At 71.0% G+C, this 23,675-nt stretch carries 20 protein-coding genes; 11 read left to right on the top strand and 9 right to left on the bottom strand.

Annotated features, from left to right (window positions below; genetic code table 11):
* Positions 1–40 precede the first annotated feature (40 nt).
* Together NI17_RS14635 and lon are read right to left on the bottom strand one after the other, a co-directional pair.
* The gene (locus tag NI17_RS14635; protein ID WP_119267722.1) at positions 41–1,114 is read right to left on the bottom strand and encodes a Gfo/Idh/MocA family oxidoreductase; all 1,074 of its coding nucleotides are present in this window, start codon (positions 1,112–1,114) and stop codon (positions 41–43) included.
* Positions 1,115–1,649: 535 nt separating this feature from the next.
* Positions 1,650–4,067, bottom strand: coding sequence for an endopeptidase La (gene lon, locus NI17_RS14640; RefSeq protein ID WP_199859940.1), 2,418 nt, complete (start codon positions 4,065–4,067; stop codon positions 1,650–1,652).
* A 258-nt stretch (positions 4,068–4,325) separates the two neighbouring features.
* On the opposite strand from lon, the gene NI17_RS14645 reads away from it, so the two are divergent.
* The 3 genes from NI17_RS14645 (at position 4,326) to NI17_RS14655 (ending at position 7,768) form a co-directional block, all read left to right on the top strand.
* Positions 4,326–5,672 carry an ABC transporter substrate-binding protein gene (locus NI17_RS14645; protein ID WP_068688519.1) on the top strand — a complete coding sequence of 449 codons (1,347 nt, stop codon included), beginning with the start codon at positions 4,326–4,328 and terminating at the stop codon, positions 5,670–5,672.
* A gap of 66 nt (positions 5,673–5,738) precedes the next feature.
* Positions 5,739–6,725 carry a carbohydrate ABC transporter permease gene (locus tag NI17_RS14650; protein ID WP_068688517.1) on the top strand — a complete coding sequence of 329 codons (987 nt, stop codon included), beginning with the start codon at positions 5,739–5,741 and terminating at the stop codon, positions 6,723–6,725.
* Positions 6,722–7,768 carry a carbohydrate ABC transporter permease gene (locus tag NI17_RS14655; protein ID WP_068688515.1) on the top strand — a complete coding sequence of 349 codons (1,047 nt, stop codon included), beginning with the start codon at positions 6,722–6,724 and terminating at the stop codon, positions 7,766–7,768. The genes NI17_RS14650 and NI17_RS14655 overlap by 4 nt, the downstream gene beginning before the upstream one ends.
* 203 nt (positions 7,769–7,971) lie before the next feature.
* On the opposite strand, the gene NI17_RS14660 is transcribed toward NI17_RS14655, so the two are convergent.
* The 5 genes from NI17_RS14660 to NI17_RS14680 form a co-directional block, all read right to left on the bottom strand.
* Complete coding sequence (locus NI17_RS14660; protein ID WP_119268073.1) at positions 7,972–8,835, bottom strand: fructosamine kinase family protein; 864 nt, start codon at positions 8,833–8,835, stop codon at positions 7,972–7,974.
* Between the two features lie 12 nt (positions 8,836–8,847).
* Positions 8,848–9,363, bottom strand: coding sequence for a low molecular weight protein-tyrosine-phosphatase (locus tag NI17_RS14665; protein ID WP_068688513.1), 516 nt, complete (start codon positions 9,361–9,363; stop codon positions 8,848–8,850).
* Between the two features lie 99 nt (positions 9,364–9,462).
* Positions 9,463–9,894: a response regulator gene (locus NI17_RS14670; protein ID WP_068689089.1), complete on the bottom strand. Its 432-nt coding sequence runs from the start codon at positions 9,892–9,894 to the stop codon at positions 9,463–9,465.
* A 28-nt stretch (positions 9,895–9,922) separates the two neighbouring features.
* Positions 9,923–11,587, bottom strand: coding sequence for a sensor histidine kinase (locus NI17_RS14675; RefSeq protein WP_068688511.1), 1,665 nt, complete (start codon positions 11,585–11,587; stop codon positions 9,923–9,925).
* A 4-nt stretch (positions 11,588–11,591) separates the two neighbouring features.
* Positions 11,592–12,785: a PP2C family protein-serine/threonine phosphatase gene (locus NI17_RS14680; RefSeq protein WP_068689087.1), complete on the bottom strand. Its 1,194-nt coding sequence runs from the start codon at positions 12,783–12,785 to the stop codon at positions 11,592–11,594.
* Between the two features lie 523 nt (positions 12,786–13,308).
* Here NI17_RS14680 and NI17_RS14685 point away from each other — a divergent pair.
* The 3 genes from NI17_RS14685 to NI17_RS14695 all read left to right on the top strand — a co-directional run bounded on the left by NI17_RS14685 (position 13,309) and on the right by NI17_RS14695 (position 15,058).
* Positions 13,309–13,983 carry a biliverdin-producing heme oxygenase gene (locus NI17_RS14685; RefSeq protein ID WP_068688509.1) on the top strand — a complete coding sequence of 225 codons (675 nt, stop codon included), beginning with the start codon at positions 13,309–13,311 and terminating at the stop codon, positions 13,981–13,983.
* Between the two features lie 58 nt (positions 13,984–14,041).
* Positions 14,042–14,671 carry a TetR/AcrR family transcriptional regulator gene (locus NI17_RS14690; RefSeq protein ID WP_068688508.1) on the top strand — a complete coding sequence of 210 codons (630 nt, stop codon included), beginning with the start codon at positions 14,042–14,044 and terminating at the stop codon, positions 14,669–14,671.
* Between the two features lie 156 nt (positions 14,672–14,827).
* On the top strand, positions 14,828–15,058 hold the full coding sequence (locus tag NI17_RS14695; RefSeq protein ID WP_068688506.1) for a hypothetical protein: 231 nt from the start codon (positions 14,828–14,830) through the stop codon (positions 15,056–15,058).
* Here the strand turns inward: NI17_RS14695 and NI17_RS14700 are convergent.
* On the bottom strand, positions 15,052–16,014 hold the full coding sequence (locus NI17_RS14700) for a 3'-5' exonuclease (protein ID WP_369975081.1): 963 nt from the start codon (positions 16,012–16,014) through the stop codon (positions 15,052–15,054). The genes NI17_RS14695 and NI17_RS14700 overlap by 7 nt on opposite strands.
* A 281-nt stretch (positions 16,015–16,295) precedes the next feature.
* Between NI17_RS14700 and NI17_RS14705 the strand changes: the two genes are divergently transcribed.
* Positions 16,296–17,498, top strand: a complete 1,203-nt coding sequence (locus NI17_RS14705) for an NAD(P)/FAD-dependent oxidoreductase (RefSeq protein WP_084012424.1) — start codon at positions 16,296–16,298, stop codon at positions 17,496–17,498.
* Positions 17,499–17,565: 67 nt separating this feature from the next.
* Here NI17_RS14705 and pip read toward each other — a convergent pair whose 3' ends face one another.
* Positions 17,566–18,525 carry a prolyl aminopeptidase gene (gene pip / locus NI17_RS14710; RefSeq protein ID WP_068688504.1) on the bottom strand — a complete coding sequence of 320 codons (960 nt, stop codon included), beginning with the start codon at positions 18,523–18,525 and terminating at the stop codon, positions 17,566–17,568.
* A 767-nt stretch (positions 18,526–19,292) separates the two neighbouring features.
* On the opposite strand from pip, the gene NI17_RS14715 reads away from it, so the two are divergent.
* From NI17_RS14715 to NI17_RS14730, 4 genes are all read left to right on the top strand, one after another.
* Positions 19,293–20,354 carry a 3-deoxy-7-phosphoheptulonate synthase gene (locus NI17_RS14715; protein WP_068689081.1) on the top strand — a complete coding sequence of 354 codons (1,062 nt, stop codon included), beginning with the start codon at positions 19,293–19,295 and terminating at the stop codon, positions 20,352–20,354.
* A 335-nt stretch (positions 20,355–20,689) separates the two neighbouring features.
* Entirely contained in the window at positions 20,690–21,808 is a 1,119-nt protein-coding gene (gcvT, locus tag NI17_RS14720) for a glycine cleavage system aminomethyltransferase GcvT (RefSeq protein WP_068688502.1), read from the top strand.
* Positions 21,809–21,920: 112 nt separating this feature from the next.
* Entirely contained in the window at positions 21,921–22,301 is a 381-nt protein-coding gene (gene gcvH / locus NI17_RS14725; protein ID WP_068688500.1) for a glycine cleavage system protein GcvH, read from the top strand.
* Positions 22,302–22,308: 7 nt separating this feature from the next.
* Positions 22,309–23,580, top strand: coding sequence for a serine hydroxymethyltransferase (locus tag NI17_RS14730; RefSeq protein WP_068688499.1), 1,272 nt, complete (start codon positions 22,309–22,311; stop codon positions 23,578–23,580).
* Positions 23,581–23,675: the final 95 nt, after the last annotated feature.

Below are 23,675 nucleotides of genomic sequence, written 5' to 3' on the forward strand. Positions count from 1 at the left end.
GGCGCGCCCGGCCCCGGGCGGCCGGGGCCGGTCCGGCCGCTCAGGTCCGCGGCGGTTCGACCACCTGCCCGGTGCGGGCGCTGCGCAGGGCGGCCTCGATGACGTCGAGTCCGTGGATGATCTCGTGCACGTCGACGGGCACCGGGTCCCCCTCGCCGACCGCGTCGCGCACCTGCGCGTAGAAGGCGGGGTAGTCGCCGCGCTGACCCGGTACGGCCTTGGTGTCGTCGGCCACGCCGAGCCGTCCCCACGCCGACTCCGGTTCGACTCCCCAGTCGGCTCCGCCGGGCCGCTCCCCCGCGCCCAGGCGCGCTTCCTGGCCGTCGAGGCCGTCCACGGTGTAGGCGGCCCGGTCGCCCAGGACCCGGAAGCGCGGGCCGGGCTGGGCGGCCATGGCGCTCATCCACAGGTGTGAGCGCACCCCGCCCGCGTGGGTGAGGGCCACGAAGGTGTCGTCGTCGGCGCCGCCGCGCAGCGACTCCAGTTCGGCGTAGACGGCGCGCACCGGGCCGAAGAGGTTGACGGCCTGGTCGATGAGGTGCGATCCCAGGTCGTAGAGGAGGCCCGCGCCGTCCTCGACGGCGCCGCTCTCCCGCCAGGTGCCCCTGGGCCGCGGCCGCCACCGCTCGAACCGGGACTCGAACCGGTGCACGCGGCCCAGTTCGCCGTCCTCGATCAGTTGCCACAGAGTGAGGAAGTCGCTGTCCCAGCGTCGGTTGTGGAACACGGTGAGCACCTGGCCGCGCCGTTCGGCCTCGGCCCGCAGGGCGCGGGCGTCGGCGGCGGTGACGGTGAACGGCTTGTCGACGACGACCGCCAGTCCCGCCTCCAGGCCGGCCCGGGCCAGCGGGGCGTGGGTCTCGTTGGGCGTGGTGACGACGGCGATCTCGAACTCGCCGGCGCGCCGCCACAGCTCGTCGGTGGAGGTGATGACCTCGGTGTGCGGGTAGCGGGCGCGCACCGCCGCGCCGCGTTCGGGGTTGGCGGTGACCACCGCCGCCAGGCGCAGCCCGGGGGTGGCGTCGATGAGCGGGGCGTGGAAGACCTCACCGCCCTTGCCGTATCCGATGAGGGCGACGTGCAGGTCCGGTCCGGTGCCGTGGTCGGTCGTCATGGTCCGATTATCGGAGATACTCTCCGCACACCGAAAAGGCCGAAGGGCACGTTTACCCCGTCTTGTGGACTGTCTGTCCCTCCGGCCGCTCCCGCACCGGCGTGGCGGGGCTTCTCCGCCCCTGACCGGTGAGGAGCCTCTCGCACACCTGGAGAAGGTGGGCGACGACACCGCAGGCGAAACCGGTGGAGTCCACCGCCCTCAGCCTGTTCGACCGTGACTTTCGCCGCCTCCCCAAGCACCAGCGAATGCTCCCGGCGACCCTCCGCCGGGACTTTCTCCCGGCCGTGGCCGCCGGTGCTTTCTCCGGAACTCCTCCCCGGCCGACGCGCCTCCGTCCCCACGAACTCAGCGGCCACGACGTCTACTCCCTGACGTGGAGCTTCCCGCCACCCGACGGGAGAGCCACCTTCCACGTGCAAAGGACGAGGCGGGCAGTCCCTGCTGGTGCGGCGGCGGATCGGCGACCACCCGGTCCACCGCAGTCCCTGACGCCGGCCGCTGGGCGGCCCGCCGCGGCGGGCCGCCCAGCCGGTCAGGCCGCCGCGGCGTGCGGGACCCGCGCCGCCGGTTCCAGCGCCGCGTCCAGCACCTCGCGGACGTCGCTGACGGGGTGCACGGTCAGTTCGTCGAGCACCTCGGCGGGCACGTCGTCCAGGTCCGGCTCGTTGCGCGCGGGGATCAGCACCGTGGTGATCCCGGCGCGGTGCGCCGCCAGGAGCTTCTGCTTCACACCCCCGACGGGCAGCACCCGTCCGGTGAGGGAGACCTCACCGGTCATGGCCACGTCCGCGCGGACCGGTCGGCCCGACAGCAGCGACGCCAGCGCCGTGGTCATGGTCACGCCCGCGCTGGGTCCGTCCTTGGGGACGGCCCCGGCGGGGACGTGGAGGTGCACGCCGCGCTCCCTGAGGTCGCCGACCGGCAGTTCCAGTTCGGCCCCGCGTGAGCGCAGGTAGGAGAGCGCGATCTGCGCGGACTCCTTCATCACGTCGCCGAGCTGGCCGGTCAGGGTCAGCCCGCTCGCGCCCGACTCGGGGTCGGCCAGCGACGCCTCGACGAAGAGCACGTCGCCTCCGGCTCCGGTGACCGCCAGTCCCGTGGCGACGCCGGGCAGCGCGGTGCGTTCGGCGGTCTCGGGGGTGTGGCGCGGGCGGCCGAGGTAGCCGGTCAGGTCGTCGGGGCCGACCACGACCGGCAGCGCCCGCTCCCCCAGCGCCACGGCGGTCGCCGTCCTGCGCAGCACGCGGGCGATGGAGCGCTCCAGGGAGCGCACCCCCGCCTCGCGGGTGTACTCGCGGGCCATGCGGCGCAGCGCGGCGTCGGTGAGGGTCACCTCGTCGGCGTCCATGCCCGCCCGCTCCAGCTGGCGCGGGAGCAGGTGGTCGCGGGCGATGACCACCTTCTCGTCCTCCGTGTAGCCGTCCAGCTCCACCAGTTCCATCCGGTCCAGCAGCGGGCCGGGGACGGTGTCCAGGCTGTTGGCGGTGGCCAGGAAGACCACGTCGGACAGGTCGAGGTCGACCTCCAGGTAGTGGTCGCGGAACGTGTGGTTCTGCGCGGGGTCGAGCACCTCCAGCAGCGCGGCCGTGGGGTCGCCGCGGAAGTCGCTGCCGACCTTGTCGATCTCGTCCAGCAGGACGACCGGGTTCATGGTCCCGGCCTCCTTGACGGCACGCACGATCCGGCCGGGCAGGGCGCCCACGTAGGTGCGCCGGTGGCCGCGGATCTCGGCCTCGTCGCGGACCCCGCCCAGCGCGACCCGGGTGAAGGCGCGGCCCATGGCGCGCGCCACGCTCTCGCCCAGCGAGGTCTTGCCCACGCCGGGCGGGCCGACCAGGGCGAGCACCGCGCCGCTGCGCCGGCCCCCGACGACGCCCAGTCCCCGGTCCTCGCGGCGCTTGCGCACCGCCAGGTACTCCAGGACGCGCTCCTTGACGTCGTCCAGACCGGCGTGGTCGGCGTCGAGGACACCGCGGGCTCCGGCGATGTCGTAGGAGTCGGTGGTCCGCTCGTTCCACGGCATGTCGAGAACGGTGTCCAACCAGGTCCGGATCCATCCGGCCTCGGGCGAGGAGTCGCCCGCGCGCTCCAGCTTGTCGACCTCGGCCAGTGCGGCCGCGCGGACGTGGTCGGGCAGGTCGGCCTCCTCGACCCGTCTGCGGTAGTCCTCCTCCTCGCTGTCCGGCGTGCCGGACAGCTCGTTGAGCTCCTTGCGGATGGCCTCCATCTGGCGGCGCAGCAGGAACTCACGCTGCTGCCGGTCCACGCCCTCCTGGACGTCCTTGTTGATGCTCTCGGTGACGTCGAGTTCGGCGAGGTGGTCGCGCGTCCACCCGATCAGCAGGGCGAGCCGCTCGGCGGCGTCGTAGGTCTCCAGCAGCCGCAGCTTCTGCCCGGTGTCCAGAAACGGGGAGTAGCCGCCGCGGTCGGCGAGCCGGCCGGGGTCGTCGAGTTGCCGGATGCTGTCGAGAATCTCCCAGGCACCGCGTTTTTGCAGGTAGGTGCCGAGCAGTGTCTTGTAGTCGCGCGCCAGTTCCCGCACCCTGCCGGGATATCCGCCCTCGGGGGCCGCGTCCCGGTGGACCTCGGCGGTGACCCACAGGGCCGCGCCGACCCCGGTGGTGCCGCTGCCGACGCGGGCCCGCGCCACACCGCGCAGCGCGGCGGCGGGCTCGCCGTCGGGGGTGCGTCCGATCTGCTCCACGAGGGCCACCGTGCCCACCGCGGAGTAGGAGCCGTCGACGCGCGGCACGATCAGCACGCGCGGCCTGCCGGTCGAACGCACACCCGGCAGCCGGGCGTTCTTCGTCGACTCGACGCTCTGCGCGGACTCGACCGCGGCGCGGATCTCGGAGTCGGAGATGTCCACCGGCACGACCATGCCGGGCAGGACAACGTCGTCATCGAGGGGCAGGACGGGCAACGTCACGCTGGTCTGCGCGTCTGTCATCAGACCCTCCTTCTTGAGTCACTAGGACTCAATAAAGAAGAGTCCCTCTTTGTTCCCCAAATCTTGTTCACTCATAGCGATCACATCACTAAGCGGCGGTTACCTCGGCAATCCCCTCTTAACTGGGACACTTCCCATGTGACAAAACCGTTACGGCAGGCATAAGCCAAATGTATGGACAATCACTGACAGAGCTACTTGCATCGGATGTCTATGGAGCAGGTCACACAACGACCGGGCGGTACTGGAGGTACGTGAATGCCCATGTTCCCTAACCCGCGCACCACAATCGCCACGGCGCTCTCCCTGGTCCTGCTGACCGGGGGATGCGCCTACCTGTCTGGGGAAGGAGGAACCGCGGGAGCCGACCCGGACTCTCCGGAGTGTGAGCCCTACGCACAGTGGCAGGACATCGGGGGCACCGTCTCGGTCTACGCCTCGATCCGCGACGAGGAGGCCGAGCGCATGGAGCGCTCCTGGCAGATGTTCGCCGAGTGCACCGGGATCGACATCCAGTACGAGGGCAGCGGCGAGTTCGAGGCCCAGGTCCAGGTGAAGGTGGACGGCGGCAACGCGCCCGACATCGCCTTCTTCCCCCAGCCCGGTCTTCTCGAGCGCTTCGCCGACTCCGGCGACCTGGTCCCCGCTCCCGAAGGCGTCCAGCAGTTGGCCGAGGAGGGATGGAGCCAGGACTGGCTGGACTACGCCACCATCGACGGCGAACTGTACGCCACCCCGCTGGGCGCCAACTTCAAGTCGTTCGTCTGGTACTCGCCGACGTTCTTCTCCGACAACGGCTACGAGGTCCCGCAGACCTGGGACGAACTGATCGCGCTGAGCGACACCATCGCCGCCGACGGCACCAAGCCCTGGTGCGCCGGTCTGGAGTCCGGTGACGCCACCGGATGGCCCGCCACCGACTGGATCGAGAACGTCATCCTGCGTGAGAACGGCCCCGAGATCTACGACCAGTGGGTCAACCACGAGATCCCGTTCAACGACCCCCGGATCGCCGACGCGTTCGGCCGTGCCGACGAGATCCTGCGCAACCCGGACTACGTCAACGGCGGGTTCGGCAACGTGCAGAGCATCGCCATCACCTCGTTCCAGGAGGCGGGCCTGCCCATCCTGGACGGCGACTGCGGCATGTACCTGATGGGTTCCTTCTACGCCGCGCAGTGGCCCGAGGGAACCGAGGTGTCGGAGACCGGCGACGTCTACGCGTTCAACCTGCCGCCGATCGACCCCGACCAGGGAACCCCCGTCATGGGCGGCGGTGAGTTCGTCGGCGCGTTCGCCGACCGGCCCGAGGTCGTCGCGGTCCGCGAATATCTGGCCACCGCGGAGTACGCTAACAACCGTGCGGCCGAAGGCGCCTGGTTCTCCGCACACCAGGGGCTCGACCTGGAGACTCTGGAGGTACCGACCGACCGTCTGGGCGCGGAGATCCTGCGCGACCCCGACACCGTGTTCCGTTTCGACGGAAGCGACCTGATGCCCGCCGAGGTGGGGGCCGGAACGTTCTGGCGAGGCATGGTCAACTGGATCAACGGCGAAGAAACCGACGCCATCCTCGACTACATCGAGAACTCCTGGTCTTCCTGACACAGTCCGCTGGTCCGGGTCCGGTTCCGACCGGACCCGGACCGCCCCGATCAAAGGAGGACGGGAATGGGTTTCTCCCTTGTCGAAGAGCTTCCCAAGCTCCTGTGGATGGTGATCGGTGTCGCGGCCTTCCTCGCCGTCATCGGTGCTCTGCTGTTCCTCGTGGACGCCGGTGCCAGGAAGAGCAGGGTCGAGTGGTGGCAGGCCACGCTCTTCCTCGCCCCCGCACTGATCCTGCTGTTCCTGGGTCTGGTCTACCCGGTGTTCCGCACCACCCTGCTGTCCTTCATGGACGGCCAGGGCGGCAACTGGGTGGGCCTGGACAACTACGTGCGGATGTTCACGCAGCCCGAACTTCTGACCGTACTGCGCAACACCCTGCTGTGGGTGCTGTTCGGGCCGGTGCTGGCCACCGCCGTCGGACTGCTCTACGCGCTCCTGGTCGACCGCCGGCGGTTCGAGTCGGTGGCCAAGTCGCTGGTCTTCATGCCGATGGCGATCTCGTTCGTCGGCGCCAGCATCATCTGGAAGTTCATCTACGCCTACCGCCCCGCCGAAGCCGAGCAGATCGGCCTGCTCAACCAGATCATCGTGTGGTTCGGCGGCGAACCACGGCTGTGGCTGCTGGAGACGCCGCTCAACACGCTGCTGCTGATCGTGGTGCTGATCTGGGTGCAGGCCGGGTTCGCGATGGTGGTGCTCTCCGCGGCCATCAAGGCGATCCCCGACGACATCATCGAGGCGGCCCGGATCGACGGCACCGGCCTGTGGTCGCACTTCTGGAACATCACGCTGCCCTCGGTGTGGCCGACGCTGACAGTCGTGCTGATCACCATCTCGGTGCAGACCCTGAAGGTGTTCGACATCGTGCGCACGATGACCGGCGGCCAGTACGAGACCAGCGTCATCGCCAACGAGATGTACGCCCAGGCGTTCCGCTACAACGAGTTGGGCATGGGGTCGGCGCTCGCGGTGTTCCTGTTTGTCCTGGTCATCCCGCTGGTCATCGTGCAGATGCGCACCAACCGACGTCTGAGGGAGGAGCAGCGATGAGCACGACTCCGCAGTCCCCTGCGGCCGAGGAAGAGGAGAGCGGGAGGTCGCGCAGGACTCCGGCCGTCCCGCTCGGGGCACGCTCCGACAGGCCCGGTCGGCGCTACCGGACCGCGGGCCGCGGGGCCGACTCCCGCGAGTCGGCCGCGGCCCGGGTGCGCAAGCGCCTGTCCAGCACCTCGGCGAGCGTCATCGCGATCATCATCGCCGCCCTGTGGACCCTGCCCACGGCCGGTCTGTTCCTCTCCTCGTTCCGCCCGGAACGGGAGTTGACGACCACCGGCTGGTGGACGATGTTCAGCGATCCGCAGTTGACCCTCGCCAACTACCGCGACGTGCTGTTCTCCTCCAGGGAGGGGCAGCTCGCCAGCTACTTCGTGAACTCGTTCGCCATCACGGTCCCCTCCACGGTGTTCGTGGTGGTCATAGCGGCGCTGGCCGCCTACGCCCTGGCGTGGGTGAACTTCCCGGGCCGCGACTGGCTGTTCCTGGGCGTGTTCGCCCTGCAGATCGTGCCCCTGCAGATGTCCCTGGTGCCGCTGCTGCGGTTCTTCTCCCAGGGGGTGAGCGTCGGCGGGGTCCAGGTGCTGCCCGCCTGGGACCTGCCGGGCGCGTTCGCGTTCACCAACGTGTGGGTGGCGCACACGATCTTCGGTCTGCCGCTGGGCATCTTCCTGCTGCACAACTTCGTGTCGCAACTACCGCACAGCCTCTTCGAGGCCGCGCGGGTGGACGGCGCCGGGCACGGCGTGCTGTTCCGCCGGGTGGTGCTGCCCCTGATCGTTCCCGCCCTGGTGTCGCTGGCGATCTTCCAGTTCCTGTGGGTGTGGAACGACCTGCTGGTGGCGCTGATCTTCGCGGGCGGCGACGTCAACACCGCGCCGTTGACGGTCCGCCTGGCCGAGTTGGCGGGCACCCGGGGCAACGAGTGGCAGCGGCTCACCGCCGGTGCGTTCGTGTCCATGGTGGTGCCGCTGATCGTGTTCTTCACCCTGCAGCGGTACTTCGTCCGCGGCCTGCTCGCGGGCAGTGTGAAGGGCTGAGACCGCCCCCGGACGGCCCCGGTCGGCCACCGCCGGCCGGGGCCGCTCCACGCCAGCCTCTGGCGGGAGGCGCCCGGACCCGGTGGTCGGCGCCGCACGGGGTGGCCGGTGGCGTCGCCGGTCCCCCGCCGGGGATCTCGTGGACGGCTTCCCAGCCGCCCGTGGCGGCGCGCCGCCAACGCGGACCGCTTCCCCCGCAGCGGTCAGACGCGCAGCGCGGCCCGCGCCGTCTCCAGCACCATGGTGCGGTAGGCGGCGCCGAACAGGCACACGTGCACCAGCAACGGATGCAACTGGTGCAGGGGCACCCGCGCCCGCCAGCCCGCCCCCAGCGGCGCGGTGTCGTTGTAGGCGTCGCGGACCCGGTCCAGGTACGGCAGACCGAACAGCGCCAGCATCGCCAGGTCCGCCTCCCGGTGGCCGCCGTGCGCCGCCGGGTCGACCACCGTCGCACCGTCGTCCTGCCACATCACGTTGCCGCTCCACAGGTCGCCGTGGATGCGGGCCGGAGGCTCGGGGTCGCCCGCCAGGTGGTCGAGCGCGTCGACGACCTTCTCCACCAGTCGGACGTCGGCCGGGGTGAGCGCTCCCCTGTCGGCGGCGCGGCGCAGGTAGGGCAGGATCCGCTGCTCGGCGTAGAACTCCGGCCACGCGGACCGCGGCGTGTTGTCCAGGGGCAGCGGGCCGATGTAGCCGTCCCAGCTCGCCCCGAAGGCGTCGGCGCCCGCCAGGTGCATGGCGGCGAGCTGGTGTCCGAACCGCTCGGCCGCCTCGGGACCGGGTGGGCGCTCCTCCACCCAGGTCAACGCCAGGGTGCGGTCGTCCCACCCGGCCACCTCGGGCACCGGGGAGCCGAACGACCGGCCCAGCCAGTCCAGGCCCAGCGCCTCGGCGCGGAACAGTCCGTCCATGCCCCGGGCCTCCTCGGGCAGCGCCTTGACGAACAGCGGGGTTCCGTCGGCCAGCTCGGCGCGGTACAGCCGCCACTCGTGGCTGGCGCCCAGCGAGGCGACGGCGGAGACCTCACGGCCGGTCAGTTCGGCCACCCTGGCGGCGACGGACCCCACACGTCCTCCTTCTCAGCGCGAACCGAGCAGCACGGCGAGTTCGCCGGTGAGCCCCTTGGCCGCGGCCTCGATCATGTTCAGCACGGTGATGAAGCCGTCGTCGCCCCCGTAGTAGGGGTCGGGCACCTCGGGGTTGGGGCCCGCGTCGGGCGCGAAGGAGCGGAACAGGCGGACGCGCGCCTCGGTCTCCGGATCGGGAGCCAGACGGAGCAGGTCGGCGAGGTTGTCGGTGTCCATGGCCAGGACCAGGTCGCGCTCGGCGAACCAGTCCGGGGAGAACTGGCGTGCGGCGTGCCCGGTCGGGTAGCCGTACTTGCGCAGGGTGGCCGCGGCTCGTGTGTCCATGTCCGCACCGACGTGCCAGTTCCCCGTCCCGGCGCTGTCCACCCGGACCCGGTCGGCGAGTCCGGCGCGTCCGAGATCGGTGGTCAGGATCTTCTCCGCCATCGGGGAACGGCAGATGTTGCCGAGGCACACCACGCAGACGCGGTAGGGCCCGGAGGGGTCACGGGGTTCGGGCAGGCTCATGGGACCAACGGTAGTCCACAACCCGGCCGTGCGCAGGAGGACCGTTCCGGCGCCGTCGGCGGAACCGTCCCTCTCGCGCGACGCGCGCCCGCCGGGGCCTCACCGCTGCGGCAGGCGCACCACGGTGACGAAGAAGTCGTCGATCTGGCGGACCACCTTGATGAACTGGTCGAAGTCGACGGGTTTGGTCACGTAGGCGTTGGCGTGCAACTGGTAGCTGCGGACGATGTCCTCCTCGGCCTCGGAGGTGGTCAGCACGACGACCGGGATGTGGGCCAGGTCCTCGTCCTGCTTGATCTCCTGGAGGACCTCGCGTCCGTCCTTGCGCGGCAGGTTGAGGTCGAGCAGCACGAGGTGCGGCCTGGGCGCCTGGGTGTACTCGCCCTCCCTGCGCAGGAAGCGCAGCGCCTCGACCCCGTCGGAGACCACGTGCAGGTGGTTGCCGACCTTGTGCTCCGCGAACGCCTCACGGGTCATGAGGGCGTCACCGGGGTCGTCCTCGACCAGCAGCACCTCGATAGGTTGCACCATGCGGACCTCGTTCAATCCCCAAACCTTCTCATCTGTCGGCGCCAACGGAGTCCTGTCCGGGCGTCGCGGTCAGCGGCGACGGCTCCTCCTCGGAGGGGTCGTCCTCCTTGTCCGTGTCTACCGGCAGCGACCAGCAGATCCGGGTTCCCGGCTCGTCGGGGTCGTCCGCGTCCAACCAGATGCGTCCGCCGTGGAACTCCACGATCTTCTTGCACATGGCCAGACCGATCCCCGTGCCGCCGTACTTGTCGCGCGTATGCAGTCGTTGGAAGATCACGAAGATCCGCTCGGCGTACTGCGGCTCGATGCCGATTCCATTATCGGCGCAGCAGAACACCCACTCGGTCCCCTCCTGGCGGACACTGATGTGCACGCGGGCCGGTTCCTCGCCGCGGAACTTCACCGCGTTGCCGATGAGGTTGAAGAAGACCTGGGTGAGCAGCGTCCGGTCGCCCTGGACGGCGGGCAGCGGGTCTCCGGTGACCACCGCCCCGGCCTCCTCGAGCGCCGATCCCAGGCTGTTGAGCGCGTCGTCGAGCGCGTCGTCGAGGTTCACGGTGGCGAAGTTCTTGGTCCGCCCCACCCTGGAGAAGGCCAGCAGGTCGTTGATCAGGGTCTGCATGCGCTTGGCGCCCTCGACCGCGAAGTCGATGTAGGAGTCGGCGCGCTCGTCCAGCTGGCCGTGGTAGCGGCGCTTGAGTAGCTGGCAGAAGCTGGCGACCTTGCGCAGCGGCTCCTGGAGGTCGTGTGAGGCGACGTAGGCGAACTGCTCCAGTTCGAGGTTGGAGCGGCGCAGTTCCTCGGTCTGGCGCTCCAGCAGCTCCGACTGCTCCTGGAGGGTGCGCCGGGCGGTGCCGACCTCGTCGAGTTCGTGCACGATGCGTTCGCGCATGGCGTCCACGTTGCGGGCGACCCGTTCGATCTCGGGCGGCGCCTCCAGTTCGATGCGGTGGGTGTAGTAGCCGTCCGAGACCTGCTGGAGGTGGCGTCCCAGCTCGTCGAGCGGGCGCAGCACCCAGTGCTGCAACATCACCCACAGGAAGCCGCACAGCACCACGATGACCACGCCGACCAGCATCAGCAGCGCCGCCAACTGCTGGGTGGCCGACGCCAGCTCCTGCTGGGCCTCGGCCAGTTCGACGCTGATGCGGCCCTGCGCGCTGCTGGACGCCTCGCGCAGGTAGTTGAAGCGCTCCTCGCCGAGTTGGGCGTCGGCGTGGGTGAGTTCCTCCCCGTTGCGGACCTTGTCCAGGACCGGTTCGGCGAACTCGTTGCTCCAGGACTCCCCCGCGGCCAGCAGCGCCTCGATGTCGGAGTCGATGGCGGGGTTGTCCTCGGCCGCCTTCTCCAGTTGGGGCAGGCTCGCCTCCAGGGTGCGGCGCCCCTGTTCGTACGGTTCCAGGGAGTCGATCGTTCCGGTGGCCGCGTAGCTGCGGATCCCGTTGTCCTGGTTGTAGTAGGCGGCCATGGTCTGGTGGAGCGCGCTCTGGGCCGGGGTGAGCTGCTCGACCTGGCGGACCACCGCCTCACGCGCCTCCAGCGCGGTGATCACGATGGTGGCCACCGAGGCGATGAGGACGACGCCCACCGAGATCAGCAGGACGGTGACGCGCCGCCGCAGCGGCCAGGGCCGGGCGAGGAGTCCCCCCGCGGCCGGGAGGGGCCCGTTCCGCGGTTCGGAGTCGAGGTTCACGTGGTTATTCCCCATGAGTGACGAGCAGCATCGCGACGTCGTCCTGGAGCGGCCCGCCGTTGTGCTGTTCGGCTTCGTCCACGAGACGCTCGGGCAGCTCGGCGATCGGGGTCCCCGAGGTGAGGACGCCTTCGACGATGCGGGCCAGCCCGGTGACACCGAGCCGGTCGGAGCCGTTGCCGTCGTAGGCGTCGACCAGGCCGTCGGTGTAGAGCATGAGGGTCGCTCCCCGGGGGAAGGAGAAGCTCTCGACCTCCACCTCGACGCCGGGGAACATGCCCAGCGGCGGGCGGGGGACGGCGTTGACCTCGGTGACCTGCCGGTCGGAGCTGAGGACCAGTGGAGGCGGGTGGCCGAACAGCCGGATGCGCGACTCCTCCGTCCCCTTGTCGATGCTGACCTGGCACAGCGTGGCGTACATCTCGTCCTGGGCGCGTTCGGAGATCAGGATCTTCTCCAGCGCGGGAAGCAGCCGCTCCTCCGCGACCCCGCCCATGACCAGGGCGCGCCAGGCGATCCGCAGGTTCACGCCCAGCGCGGCCTCGTCGGGGCCGTGTCCGCTGACGTCGCCCACGATGAGGTGGGTGGTGCCGTCCTGGTCCACCGCGTCGAAGAAGTCGCCTCCGACCAGGGCGCGCTTGCGGCCGGGCCGGTAGAAGGAGCGGGGCACCATGAGGGAGTCGTCGAGCAGCAACTGCGGCAGGAGCCCGCGTTCCAGCCGCATGTTCTCCCGGGCGTGCAGCTCGGCCTCGCGCAGTTGGCGCGCGTTCTCGTCGGCGCGTTGGCGCTCCACCGAGTAGCGCAGGCTGCGGGCCAGCAGGGAGCCGTCGACCTGCCCCTTGACGAGGTAGTCCTGGGCGCCGGCGGCCACCGCTGCGATGCCCTCGTGCTCGTCGTCCAGGCCGGTCAGGACGACGACCGCCGCCGAGTCCGCGGAGGTGAGCACCTCGCGCAGCAGGTCCATGCCGCGCGCGTCGGGCAGGTTGAGGTCCAGCAGCACGCAACCGCGGAACGCCGCCAGGTGCGACCTGGCCTCGGCGAGCGTGGTGACCCAGGTGATCTTCGCGTTCAGTGCGGTGTCTGCGAGGAATTCCTCGACGAGGAGCTTGTCCGCGGGGTCGTCCTCGATCAGGAGGATGTCTACTGATTCCACGGCGCCTCGGAGGGGTGCGCTTCTCGTGCCTGGGGGTGGGGGCACGTTCGGCGACTCGTGCTTGGTCTTCCTGTTGTCCACATATCGCCTCTACGTCGACTGATTCTTCAGCACCCGGGGACGGATCGTGCGGGGTTCGGTGTCATGACTCCCCTCCGTCCGGCACCGGCGTGCTGGGCGCCTGACAGGGCGAGCGCACCGGGGGCGCGGTCGTCCAGCCCGGCTCTCTCCCTCCAGGCTGGTTCGCAGGTAGTCCGTGCCAGTCAAACGATAATGGCCCGGCTCCGCACACCGCCAGCAGTGCAGGCCGGAAGACGTCCGACACCCGGTTCGGGGGCCACCGGGCTCCGAGCTCATGAGACATCGCGTCGTCTGTCACGACCAGGATACTCGCCGCGCTCCACCCGTGCTGGCGGCGGTGTCCGCGGCTCTGGCCGCGCGTGGGACGGCGCATTTTTGGTGACGCGCCGTCATAAAGGCATTGCGCTTCCCGGTTTTAAACGACATGATGTCATATCGAATGGCTCGCTCCCCGACCACCCCTTCGAGCACCGGAAAGAGTGGCCCCATGAGCACGGCACAGGAGCACCCCGAATCCCCCACGTTCTCCGAACGGCTCAAGACCGGCACCTGGCAGGCGCACGGCGCCGCCGAGGCCCACGGCTTCTCCCAGGCCCTGCTCTCGGGTTCGCTACCGCGCGAGGGCTACGTCGACCTGGTCGCCCAGCACCACTTCGTCTACGTCGCGCTCGAAGAGGTCGCCCAGGCGCTGGCCGACCACCCCGTCGGCGGCGCCGTGCACTTCCCCGAACTCCGGCGAGTGCCCGCACTCGAACGCGACCTGGCCTTCCTCCTCGGTCCCGACTGGCGCGACGCCGTCGTCCCCCTTCCGGCCACCCGCGCCTACGCCGAACGCATCCGGTGGACCGCCGAGTGGCCCGCGGGCTTCGTCGCCCACCACTACACCCGCTACCTCGGCGACCTGTCCGGCGGGCAGTTCATCAGGAGGGTCGTCCAGCGGGCCTACGGCCTCGACGACGGTTCGGGCCTCGAGTTCTACGTGTTCGACCGGATCGGGAGCCTGCCCCGGTTCAAGAACGGCTACCGCGCCGCCCTCGACGCCCTGGACCTGGACGAGGACGAACAGCACCGGGCCGTGGAGGAGGCGCGGCTGGCCTACCGGTTCAACAGCGAGATGCTGGCCGACCTCGACCGCTCCCACACCTCCTCCCGCACCCCCTGATCCCGCGCGACGGGGTCTGCGGGCTGCCGGTGCCGGTGAGACGTGTCACGATAGGGACATGCCCAAGATCTCGGCCCCGACCATCGCCGCACACCGCGCACAGGTCCTCGACCGCATCCTGGACGCGGTGGCCGTGCTCACCCGCGACCAGGGGATCGACGAGATCTCCATGACCGACGTGGCGACGGTGTCCGGGATCACCCGCACCGCCCTGTACAACTACTTCCCCGACAAGCCCGCGCTGCTGCTGGCCTTCACCGAGCGGGTGACCGCCAACTTCGTGCGGCGCTGCCAGGAGGAGCTTCCCAGGAACGCCTCGGCGGCGCAGCGGCTGGCCGGATTCGTCGGCTTCCAACTGGAGGCCATCGTCGAGCATCCGCACCCGGCGGCGGCCGAACTCGGCGCGAGTCTGGGCCCGCAGGCCTACCAGAAGCTCGCCGACCACGTCGCGCCGATGCAGCGGCTGCTGGTGGAGATCCTGCACGAGGGGACGGCGACCGGCGAGTTCGAGCCGGTCCCCGTGGAGCACACCGCCAGACTGCTGCTGGCCCTCATCGGCTCCCAGCGCGTCCCGCTGCTGCGCGGCGAGGTCTCCCTGGACGAGGCGCGTTCCCTGGTGACCGAGTTCGCGCTCCGGGCGCTGGGAGTGGAACGGAAGGACGCCGCGGCGGTGGCGCGACCCGAATGACCGGAAGCGGTCGGCGGCGTCCCGCCCCGCGCCGCCGTTTGGGACCGCCCCGAATGCGGGGTTGCCGACCGTCCCGGATTGTTCCCGCGCGGCCGGGTGACTGAGAATCGACGAGCGCTGGTGCCCGTTCCCCTCCCCCCGAAGGGACCACCGACGGTGTCGCTCATCCTGACCGTACTCGGAGCCGTCCTGGTGACGATCGCGATCACCAACCGCCTCCCGCGGTGGAACCGCCGCCCCCTCGCCGCCTCCCGCACGCGCGGACACCCGCCACGCCGCCGACTCACCGTCTCCGCCCGGCTCACCGAGAAGGGCCGCGCCACACTGACCACCCTGGGCGGCAGCATGCTGATCGTGGCGTTCTTCCTCGCCCTGTCGGGTCAGTGAGGGCCGCTGAGCCCCGCGGCGAAGCGCACGCCGCCTCTCGGCCGGGCCAGGACCGCCGCCACCGCCGTGGCCACCGCCGCCGCGGTGAACGCGGCGCCCGCCAGCAGCGCACGGCGCCGCCGCGACACCGCCCGGGCCCGGGCGACGGCCCGCTCACGTTCCTCCGCACCGAACCGGCCGGCGCACAACCGGGGATCGAGCTCCAGTCTCCGCCACACCCCGGGCCAGGACCGCAGCTCCCGCACCGGAACGGGACGGGACGCCGGATCGGCCATCCGCGCCGTTCCCGCCGACGACCGCCGCGGCTTGGTCCGCACCCCGTCCGGCTCCGCGGCCAGGGGCACCGGCTCGGGGCCCACGTAGTTCAGCCGCCCCGGAGCGTTGTGCAGCAGTTCGGCCAGCAGTTGGGCGCAGGCCCGCGCGTCCCCCAGAGCGGTGTGCTGGCCGGTGGGCCAGTCCCCGCCGAGTGCGTGGCTGGCCCGCGCCAGCGAGTAGCGTTCCAGACTGACCTGGGAGCGCAGCGTCCGCAGGGTACACAGCCCCGGAAGTCCGGTCGGCAGCCCGGCGGGAACGAACTCACCGGTGAGAAAGGCGTTCTCGAAGTCGAGGTTGTGGCCGACCAGGACCGCGCCGGAGAACAGCGACCGCAGTTCCGCGACGAGTTCGGCGGCCCGCGGCGCCCCCACCACGTCTCCGTCGGCGATTCCGTGGAACTCCTGGCCGGTGACCGCGGTCCGCGGGTCGACGAGCGTGGTGAACTCGCGCGTCACCGTGCCGTCCCCGCGCATGCGTATGACGGCGATCTCGCAGACCCTGGCGCCCTGCTCCGGACACAGCCCGGTGGTCTCGACGTCGACCACCGCGTACTCCAGGTCACGCGCGCAACGTCCGCTCCGGCGCCGGGTCAGCGCCCCCATCCGCACGGCCTCGTGGCCCGCGCGCTTCTCGTGCGGCACGTATCCGTCTCCTCGCCTCGTCCTGCGGCCCGTACCGCGTCGTGAGCGGCGGGTCAAGCCCCGACCTTACCCGCCACCGGTGACGGTCCTCCTCCCGAGCAGGACCGTCCACCCCTCCCGCCGTGGGCGGACACCTCCCGGGCACGTCGCGGAAACAGTCCGGCCCCCGTCGGCGTTGCCGATCCAGGGGCCCTCCGCCGACGCGGCCGGGGCCCGCGGCGCCGGACCCCGCTTGGTAGGTTCGACGCCGCGCACGACGTCACCGAACCGCGGAGCGACCGTTGCAGACCATCGTTATCGCCGGCGCCGGAATGGCCGGTCTCACCACCGCCGAGTCACTGCGGGAGGCGGGGTTCGACGGGACGATCACCCTCGTCGGCGCGGAACCCCACCCTCCCTACGAACGCCCGCCGCTGTCCAAGGAGGTCCTCACCGGTAGGGGCTCCGGCAGGGGCGTGGCGCTGCGCTCGGACACCGAACTGGCCGCGCTGGACCTGGACCTGCGCCTGGGGGTGCGGGCCGCGGCGCTGCGCCCCGCCGAACGGGCGGTGCGACTGTCCGACGGAACCGCCCTCCCGGCCGACGGAGTGGTCATCGCCACCGGGGCCCGGGCCCGGCGCCCCGAGGCCGACCTGCCGGGGCTGCACGTCCTGCGGACCATCGACGACGCCGAGGCGATCCGCGCCGACCTCCTGCGCCACCGGCGCGCCGTGGTGGTCGGAGCGGGCTTCGTCGGGGCCGAGGTCGCCGCCAGCGCCCGCGCGCTGGGCGTCGACGTCACCCTGGTGGAGGCCGCACCCACTCCCCTGACCCGGGTGGTGGACCCCAGGATCGGCTCGGTCCTCGCCGAACTGCACCGCGACAACGGCGTCGACCTGCGTCTGGGGGTCCCGGTGACCGGGATCGAGGGGGACGGAGGGGTGGAGCGGGTCCGGCTGGCCGACGGGACCGCGCTGGAGACTCCCCTGGTGGTGGCGGGCCTGGGGGTGCGGCTGAACACCGAGTGGCTGGCGGGGTCCGGCGTGGCGCCGGACACCGAGCTGGGCGGGGTGCGCTGCGACGAGTACTCGGCGACCTCGCTGCCCGGCGTCTACGCCGTCGGCGACCTCGCGAGCTGGCCCCACCCGCGCTACGGCGGCCGGCTCCGCCTGGAGCACTGGACCAACGCCGAGGAGCAGGCGCGTGTGGCGGCGCACAACCTGCTCGCGGGCGACGGCGCCCGGGAGCGCTACACCCCGGTTCCCTACTTCTGGTCGGACCAGTACGGCATGAAGATCCAACTCCTCGGGCAGGCCGCGCCCGCCGACACCGTGGAGATCGTGCACGGCTCCGTCGAGAGCCGCAAGTTCGTCGCCTTCTTCGGGCGGGCGGGCCGACTCGTGGGAGTTCTGGGGCTGCGCTCCACCCCCAGGGTGATGCGCCACCGTCCGCTGCTGGCCGAATCCACCTCCTGGACCGACGCCCTGGCGGCGGCGGGACGCTGACCGCCCGATGGGCACGCCACCGGGCGGTCGCCGACACGGTCTGCTCCGTCGGCGACCGCCCGACGCCTCACCGGTCGGCGAAGCGGTCGGTGGCCTCGATCAGCCGGTGCAGGATTCCCGGTTCGCTGAAGGCGTGCCCGGCGTCGTCGACCAGGTGGAACTCCGCCTGCGGCCAGGCCCGGTGCAGGTCGAACGCGGTCTTGGCCGGGGTGCACACGTCGTAGCGGCCCTGCACGATCACGCCGGGGATACCGGCGAGCTTGCCCGCGTTCTCGATGAGCTGCCCGGGGGCGAAGAACCCGCCGTGCACGAAGAAGTGGTTCTCGATACGGGCGAAGGCCACGGCGTAGTCGGGTTCGGCGTGCGCGGCGCGCACCTTCTCGTTCGGGTACAGCGTGATGGTGGTGCCCTCCCACACGCTCCACGCCTTGGCGGCCTCCAGCCGCACCTGCGGGTCGGGGGAGTTGAGCCGCCTGGCGTAGGCGCCGATCAGGTCGTCGCGCTCGGCCTCGGGGATGGGAGCGAGGTAGTGCTCCCAGGCGTCGGGGAAGAGGAAGGACGCCCCGCTCTGGTAGAACCAGCGCAGTTCCTCGTTGCGCAGGGTGAAGATGCCGCGCAGGACCAGTTCGGTGACCCGTTCGGGGTGCTGTTCGGCGTAGGCCAGCGCGAGCGCGCTGCCCCATGAGCCGCCGAACACCTGCCACCGCTCCACCCCGGTCATCAGCCGCAGCCGCTCGATGTCCTCGACCAGCGTCCAGGTGGTGTTGGTGTGCAGGTCGGTGTCCATCCGGCTGGCGTGCGGGGTGCTGCGCCCGCAGTTGCGCTGGTCGAACAGCATGATGCGGTACCGGTCGGGGTCGAACAGGCGGCGGTGGTCGGGGGAGCAGCCTGCCCCGGGCCCCCCGTGGAGGAAGACCACCGGTTTTCCGTTCGGGTTGCCCACCAGTTCCCAGTAGATCCGGTTGCCGTCGCCCACATCGAGCATCCCGCTGTCATACGGTTCGATGGGCGGATACAGCGTGCGCATGGAAAGCGCCCTTCTTTCAACGAGGCTGGGTTGTCGTACCAGGGGCCGGGCGTCGCTCGGAGGGCGGCGCCGGGGCTCGTGGCACGGGAGCGTCGGGAAACCGGGGCCCGATCCACCCGTGTCGGAACCGTGCGGCGCCGTCCGCCGCCGCGACGCACGGGGCGGCGAGTGCGGTGCGGGCGGTCACGGGCGGCTCTGGTGTGGACGGGATCGCAGCCGTCCGCGACCTTCCGGGACGTCCGGCGGAGCGGTGCCGTGGCCGCGGTCGAAGCAGCGACCGGCGGGAACGGCGGACCGGACGGTGGGCGACGGCCGGGTGGCGACCGCGTGCCGACCCGGTTCTTCGGCGGGCGACGGGGCAGCGTGCCCGCCGGTGCGGTTCCGATCCGGGGCCACGCGGTCCGACCGTCGCGTTCTCCCTGCGCCGCACAACTCGTCCATCGACTCTCATCCTAGACCGGAGACCGGTACCGAGCGGGTGTTCTTCACTCCACGGCACCTGCCACGGACGGAGGGTCGCCGCAATAGGCTGCGTTACGGGCACGTTAGGGTCTTTTGGGCGCCTGCCGAACATGCTTTCCAGCCCGGCCGCGGACGGTGCGGACACCGGGCGTGGTGACCGCCGGACGCCGGAGGCCGGTGCACGAGTCCCACGACGTGTCCGCCCAGAGCTCCACAAGGGCTCACGACCACCGTGCCGGGGCCCTCTTCGCACGCCCTCGCGCCAGCCACCGAGCCTGCGAGTCAGGAGAATGGACAAGGAACCCATGCCGAGTACCAACGACACACGTGTCGTCAGTTACCAGCCGCTCGTCGCCCCCCACGACATCCTGGCGGAACTTCCGATGGGCCCCGAGCGCACGGCACTGGTCGAGGACGCCAGAGCAGAGGTCAAACGGGTACTCGACGGCGAGGACGACCGGTTGCTCGTCGTCGTGGGGCCGTGCTCGGTGCACGACCCCGCCTCCGCCCTGGACTACGCGCGCCGCCTCAAGGCGCTGATCCCGACCGTCGCCTCCGACCTGTGCGTGGTCATGCGGGTCTACTTCGAGAAGCCGCGCACCACGCTGGGCTGGAAGGGGCTGATCAACGACCCCGGCCTGGACGAGAGCTTCGACGTGCACCGGGGACTGCGCACCGCGCGCAGGCTGCTGCTCGACATCGGCTCGCTGGGCATCCCCGCGGGCACCGAGTTCCTCGACCCCATCACCCCCCAGTACATCGCGGACGCCGTGACGTGGGGCGCCATCGGTGCGCGCACCACCGAGAGCCAGGTGCACCGCCAGCTCAGCAGCGGCCTGAGCATGCCGGTGGGGTTCAAGAACGGAACCGACGGCGACGTCCAGGTCGCCGTGGACGCCTGCCGGGCCGCCGCCGGTTCGCACACCTTCTTCGGCGTCGACCCCAACGGCTCCGCCGCGGTGGTGAGCACGTCGGGCAACCCGGACTGCCACGTCATCCTGCGCGGAGGGCGCTCCGGCCCCAACTACGACGCGGTCAGCGTCTCCGCCGCGCTCGACGTCGTGGAGGCCGCCGGCCTGCCGCGCCGCCTCATGATCGACGCCAGCCACGCCAACAGCAACAAGGACCACCTCCGCCAGCCGGGCGTGGCCCAGGACATCGCCGCCCAGGTCGCCGAGGGGCAGACCGGGATCATCGGCGTGATGCTGGAGAGCTTCCTGGTTCCCGGAGCGCAGAAGCTCGGCGACCCGTCCTCGCTCACCTACGGCCAGAGCATCACCGACAAGTGCATGGGCTGGGAGACCACCGAGGAGGTTCTCGCGGGTCTGGCCGACGCCGTGCGCACCCGCCGCAAGACCGCGGGCTGACCGTCCGCGGACGCCCGGCGGGCGGCCCCGGGAGGCCACCCGCCGGGACACCGGTGCTCCTTGCCCGCGGACGGCGCGCTGCTACGCTGAAGACACCGGACGCCGGTGCGGGAGAGCGCCCGGACGGTCGGCTCGGACAGCCGGAGGAACGCCTCCTCCCCGGAAAGGACGTCTCGGGCGCACGGGCGCTCCGGCCGGTGGAGCCGCGCGGTGTGACGTGTCCCTCGCCGAAGGCGCGGACCGTTCGCGCGGCGCGACTCCTCGGTGACGACGACAGCGGGGGAGGATGGCAGTCAACAGCCTTCGTTCACACCCACCCTCTTCCAGGAGTGTCCATGAGTCAGGCTCCGATCGGCGGTGTCCGCACCACCCCTCTGCACGAGGTCCACACGGCGCTCGGCGCCACCCTGGTCGACTTCGCCGGATGGCTGATGCCGCTGCGCTACGGCAGTGAGGGCGCCGAGCACCGGGCGGTCCGCGAGGCGGCGGGCCTGTTCGACCTCTCCCACATGGGGGAGATCCGGGTCCGCGGCCCGCAGGCCGCCGAGTTCCTCGACTACGCGCTGGTGGGACGGCTGTCCACACTCGCCGTGGAACGCGCGCGCTACACCATGGTCGTCGCCGAGCACGGGGGCGTGCTCGACGACCTCATCGTCTATCGGCTGGCCGACGACGAGTACCTCGTCGTCGCCAACGCGGCCAACACCGACACCGTCGTCGCCGCGCTGACCGAGCGCGCCGAGGGCTTCGACGCGACCGTCACCGACGAGTCCGCCGGGTACGCGCTGATCGCGGTCCAGGGTCCCCGGGCCGCGGAGATCCTCGCCCCGCTCACCGACGCCGAGCTGTCCGGGATCGGCTACTACGCCGCCCGGCGGTGCACCGTCGCGGGGGTTCCGGCGCTTGTGGCGCGGACCGGCTACACCGGCGAGGACGGCTTCGAGATCTTCGTCACCCCCGGCAACGAGGCCCCGGGGGTGTGGGAGTCGCTGGCCAAGGCCGGACAGCCGCTCGGGCTGCTGCCCGCCGGTCTGGCGGCCCGCGACACCCTGCGTCTGGAGGCGGGGATGCCGCTGTACGGCAACGAACTCAACACCAGCCTCACCCCCTACGAGGCGGGACTGGGCCGCGTGGTCCGACTCGACAAGCCGGGAGACTTCGTCGGACGCGCGGCGCTCACCGCCCGCGCCGCCTCGGGTCCCACCCAGACGCTCGTCGGTCTCGTCGGTCGGGGCCGCCGCGTGCCCCGCAAGGGATACGGGGTGCTGCGCGACGGTGTTCCCGTCGGCGTCGTCACCAGCGGGGCGCCCTCCCCCACACTGGGAAAGCCCATCGCGATCGCGGCCGTCGACGCGGGAACCGACCTGTCCGGCGGCGAGTTCACCGTGGACGTGCGCGGTCGGGCCGAGGCCGTGGATGTGGTGGATCTGCCCTTCTACAGGCGGGAGGCGTAGAGACTCCCGCCTGGGTGGGTACTGTCTGTCCTGCCGAGGTCGGCGGGACCCGTCGGGGCGGCACACGCAGTGTGCACTGCTGGATAATGGACAACACTCCTGGAGAGTTGAATTGAGCGTTCCCGCAGAGCTGGGTTACACCAAGGAGCACGAGTGGGTGGCCGTCAACGAGGACATCGCCACCGTCGGTATCACCGCCTTCGCCGCCGAGGCGCTGGGGGATATCGTCTACGTCGAGCCCCCGGAGGTCGGATCGACCGTCACCGCGGGTGACAGTTGTGGCGAGATCGAGTCCCACAAGTCGGTCAGCGAACTCTACTCACCGGTCAACGGAGAGGTCGTCGACGTCAACCAGGCAGCGGTGGACGATCCCGAACTGATCGGCTCCGACCCCTACGGCCGGGGCTGGCTGTTCAAGGTGGAGCTCGCGGAAGACCCCGCCGATTTGCTCAGCCCGGAGCAGTACACGCAGCTCACCGAAGGCGAAGGTTAAGGAATCCATGACCGCCGAGAGTAATCCGCTCAACCAGTCGCTGGCGCAGCTCGACCCGGAGGTCGCGGCCGCCGTGGACGCCGAGCTCGCCCGCCAACGCGACACCCTGGAGATGATCGCCTCCGAGAACTTCGCTCCCCGGGCGGTCCTGGAGGCGCAGGGCACGGTCCTGACCAACAAGTACGCCGAGGGCTACCCGGGTCGCCGCTACTACGGCGGGTGTGAGCACGTCGACGTCGTCGAGCAGCTCGCCATCGACCGCGCCAAGGCGCTGTTCGGTGCCGAGCACGCCAACGTGCAGCCGCACTCGGGAGCGCAGGCCAACACCGCCGTGTACTTCGCGCTGCTGCAGCCGGGCGACACCATTCTCGGTCTGGACCTGGCGCACGGCGGGCACCTGACCCACGGCATGCGGATCAACTACTCCGGCAAGGTCCTCAACGCCGTGGCCTACCACGTACGCGAGTCCGACGGCCTGGTCGACTACGACGAGGTCGAGGCGCTGGCCAAGGAGCACCAGCCCAAGCTGGTCATCGCGGGCTGGTCGGCCTACCCGCGCCAACTGGACTTCGCCCGGTTCCGGCAGATCGCCGACCAGGTGGGCGCCCTGCTCATGGTGGACATGGCGCACTTCGCCGGCCTGGTCGCGGCGGGGCTGCACCCCAACCCGGTGCCCCACGCCGACGTGGTGACCACCACCACGCACAAGACGCTGGGCGGTCCGCGCGGCGGACTCATCCTGTCCAGGGCCGATCTGGGCAAGAAGATCAACTCGGCGGTGTTCCCGGGCATGCAGGGCGGTCCGCTGGAGCACGTGATCGCCGCCAAGGCGGTGGCGTTGAAGGTCGCGGCGGGCGAGGAGTTCGCCGACCGGCAGCGCCGCACCCTCGCGGGCGCGAGGATTCTCGCCGAGCGGCTCACCCGGTCCGACGTCGCGGAGGCGGGGGTGCGTGTCCTGAGCGGCGGCACCGACGTGCACCTGGTCCTGGTGGACCTGGTCAACTCCCCGCTGAACGGCCAGGAGGCCGAGGACCGGCTGCACGAGATCGGCATCACGGTCAACCGCAACGCGGTTCCCAACGACCCGAGGCCGCCCATGGTCACCTCGGGACTGCGCATCGGCACTCCGGCGCTGGCCACCCGCGGTTTCGACGACGCCGACTTCACCGAGGTCGCCGACATCATCGCCGAGGCGCTCAAGCCCGGGTTCGACGCCGGGGCGCTGCGCGCCCGGGTTCGGGCGCTCACCGCCAAGCACCCCCTCTACCCGGGGCTGTAGCGGGCGCTCCTCGGTGTCCGACACCACAATCCGCAGGGGTCTGGCGTGGCCAGACCCCTTTCTGATTTCCACCGGCGTTTCCGTCTCGGTTCTCT

It is taken from the genome of Thermobifida halotolerans, from assembly GCF_003574835.2.
GTDB classification, from domain to species: Bacteria; Actinomycetota; Actinomycetes; order Streptosporangiales; family Streptosporangiaceae; genus Thermobifida; species Thermobifida halotolerans.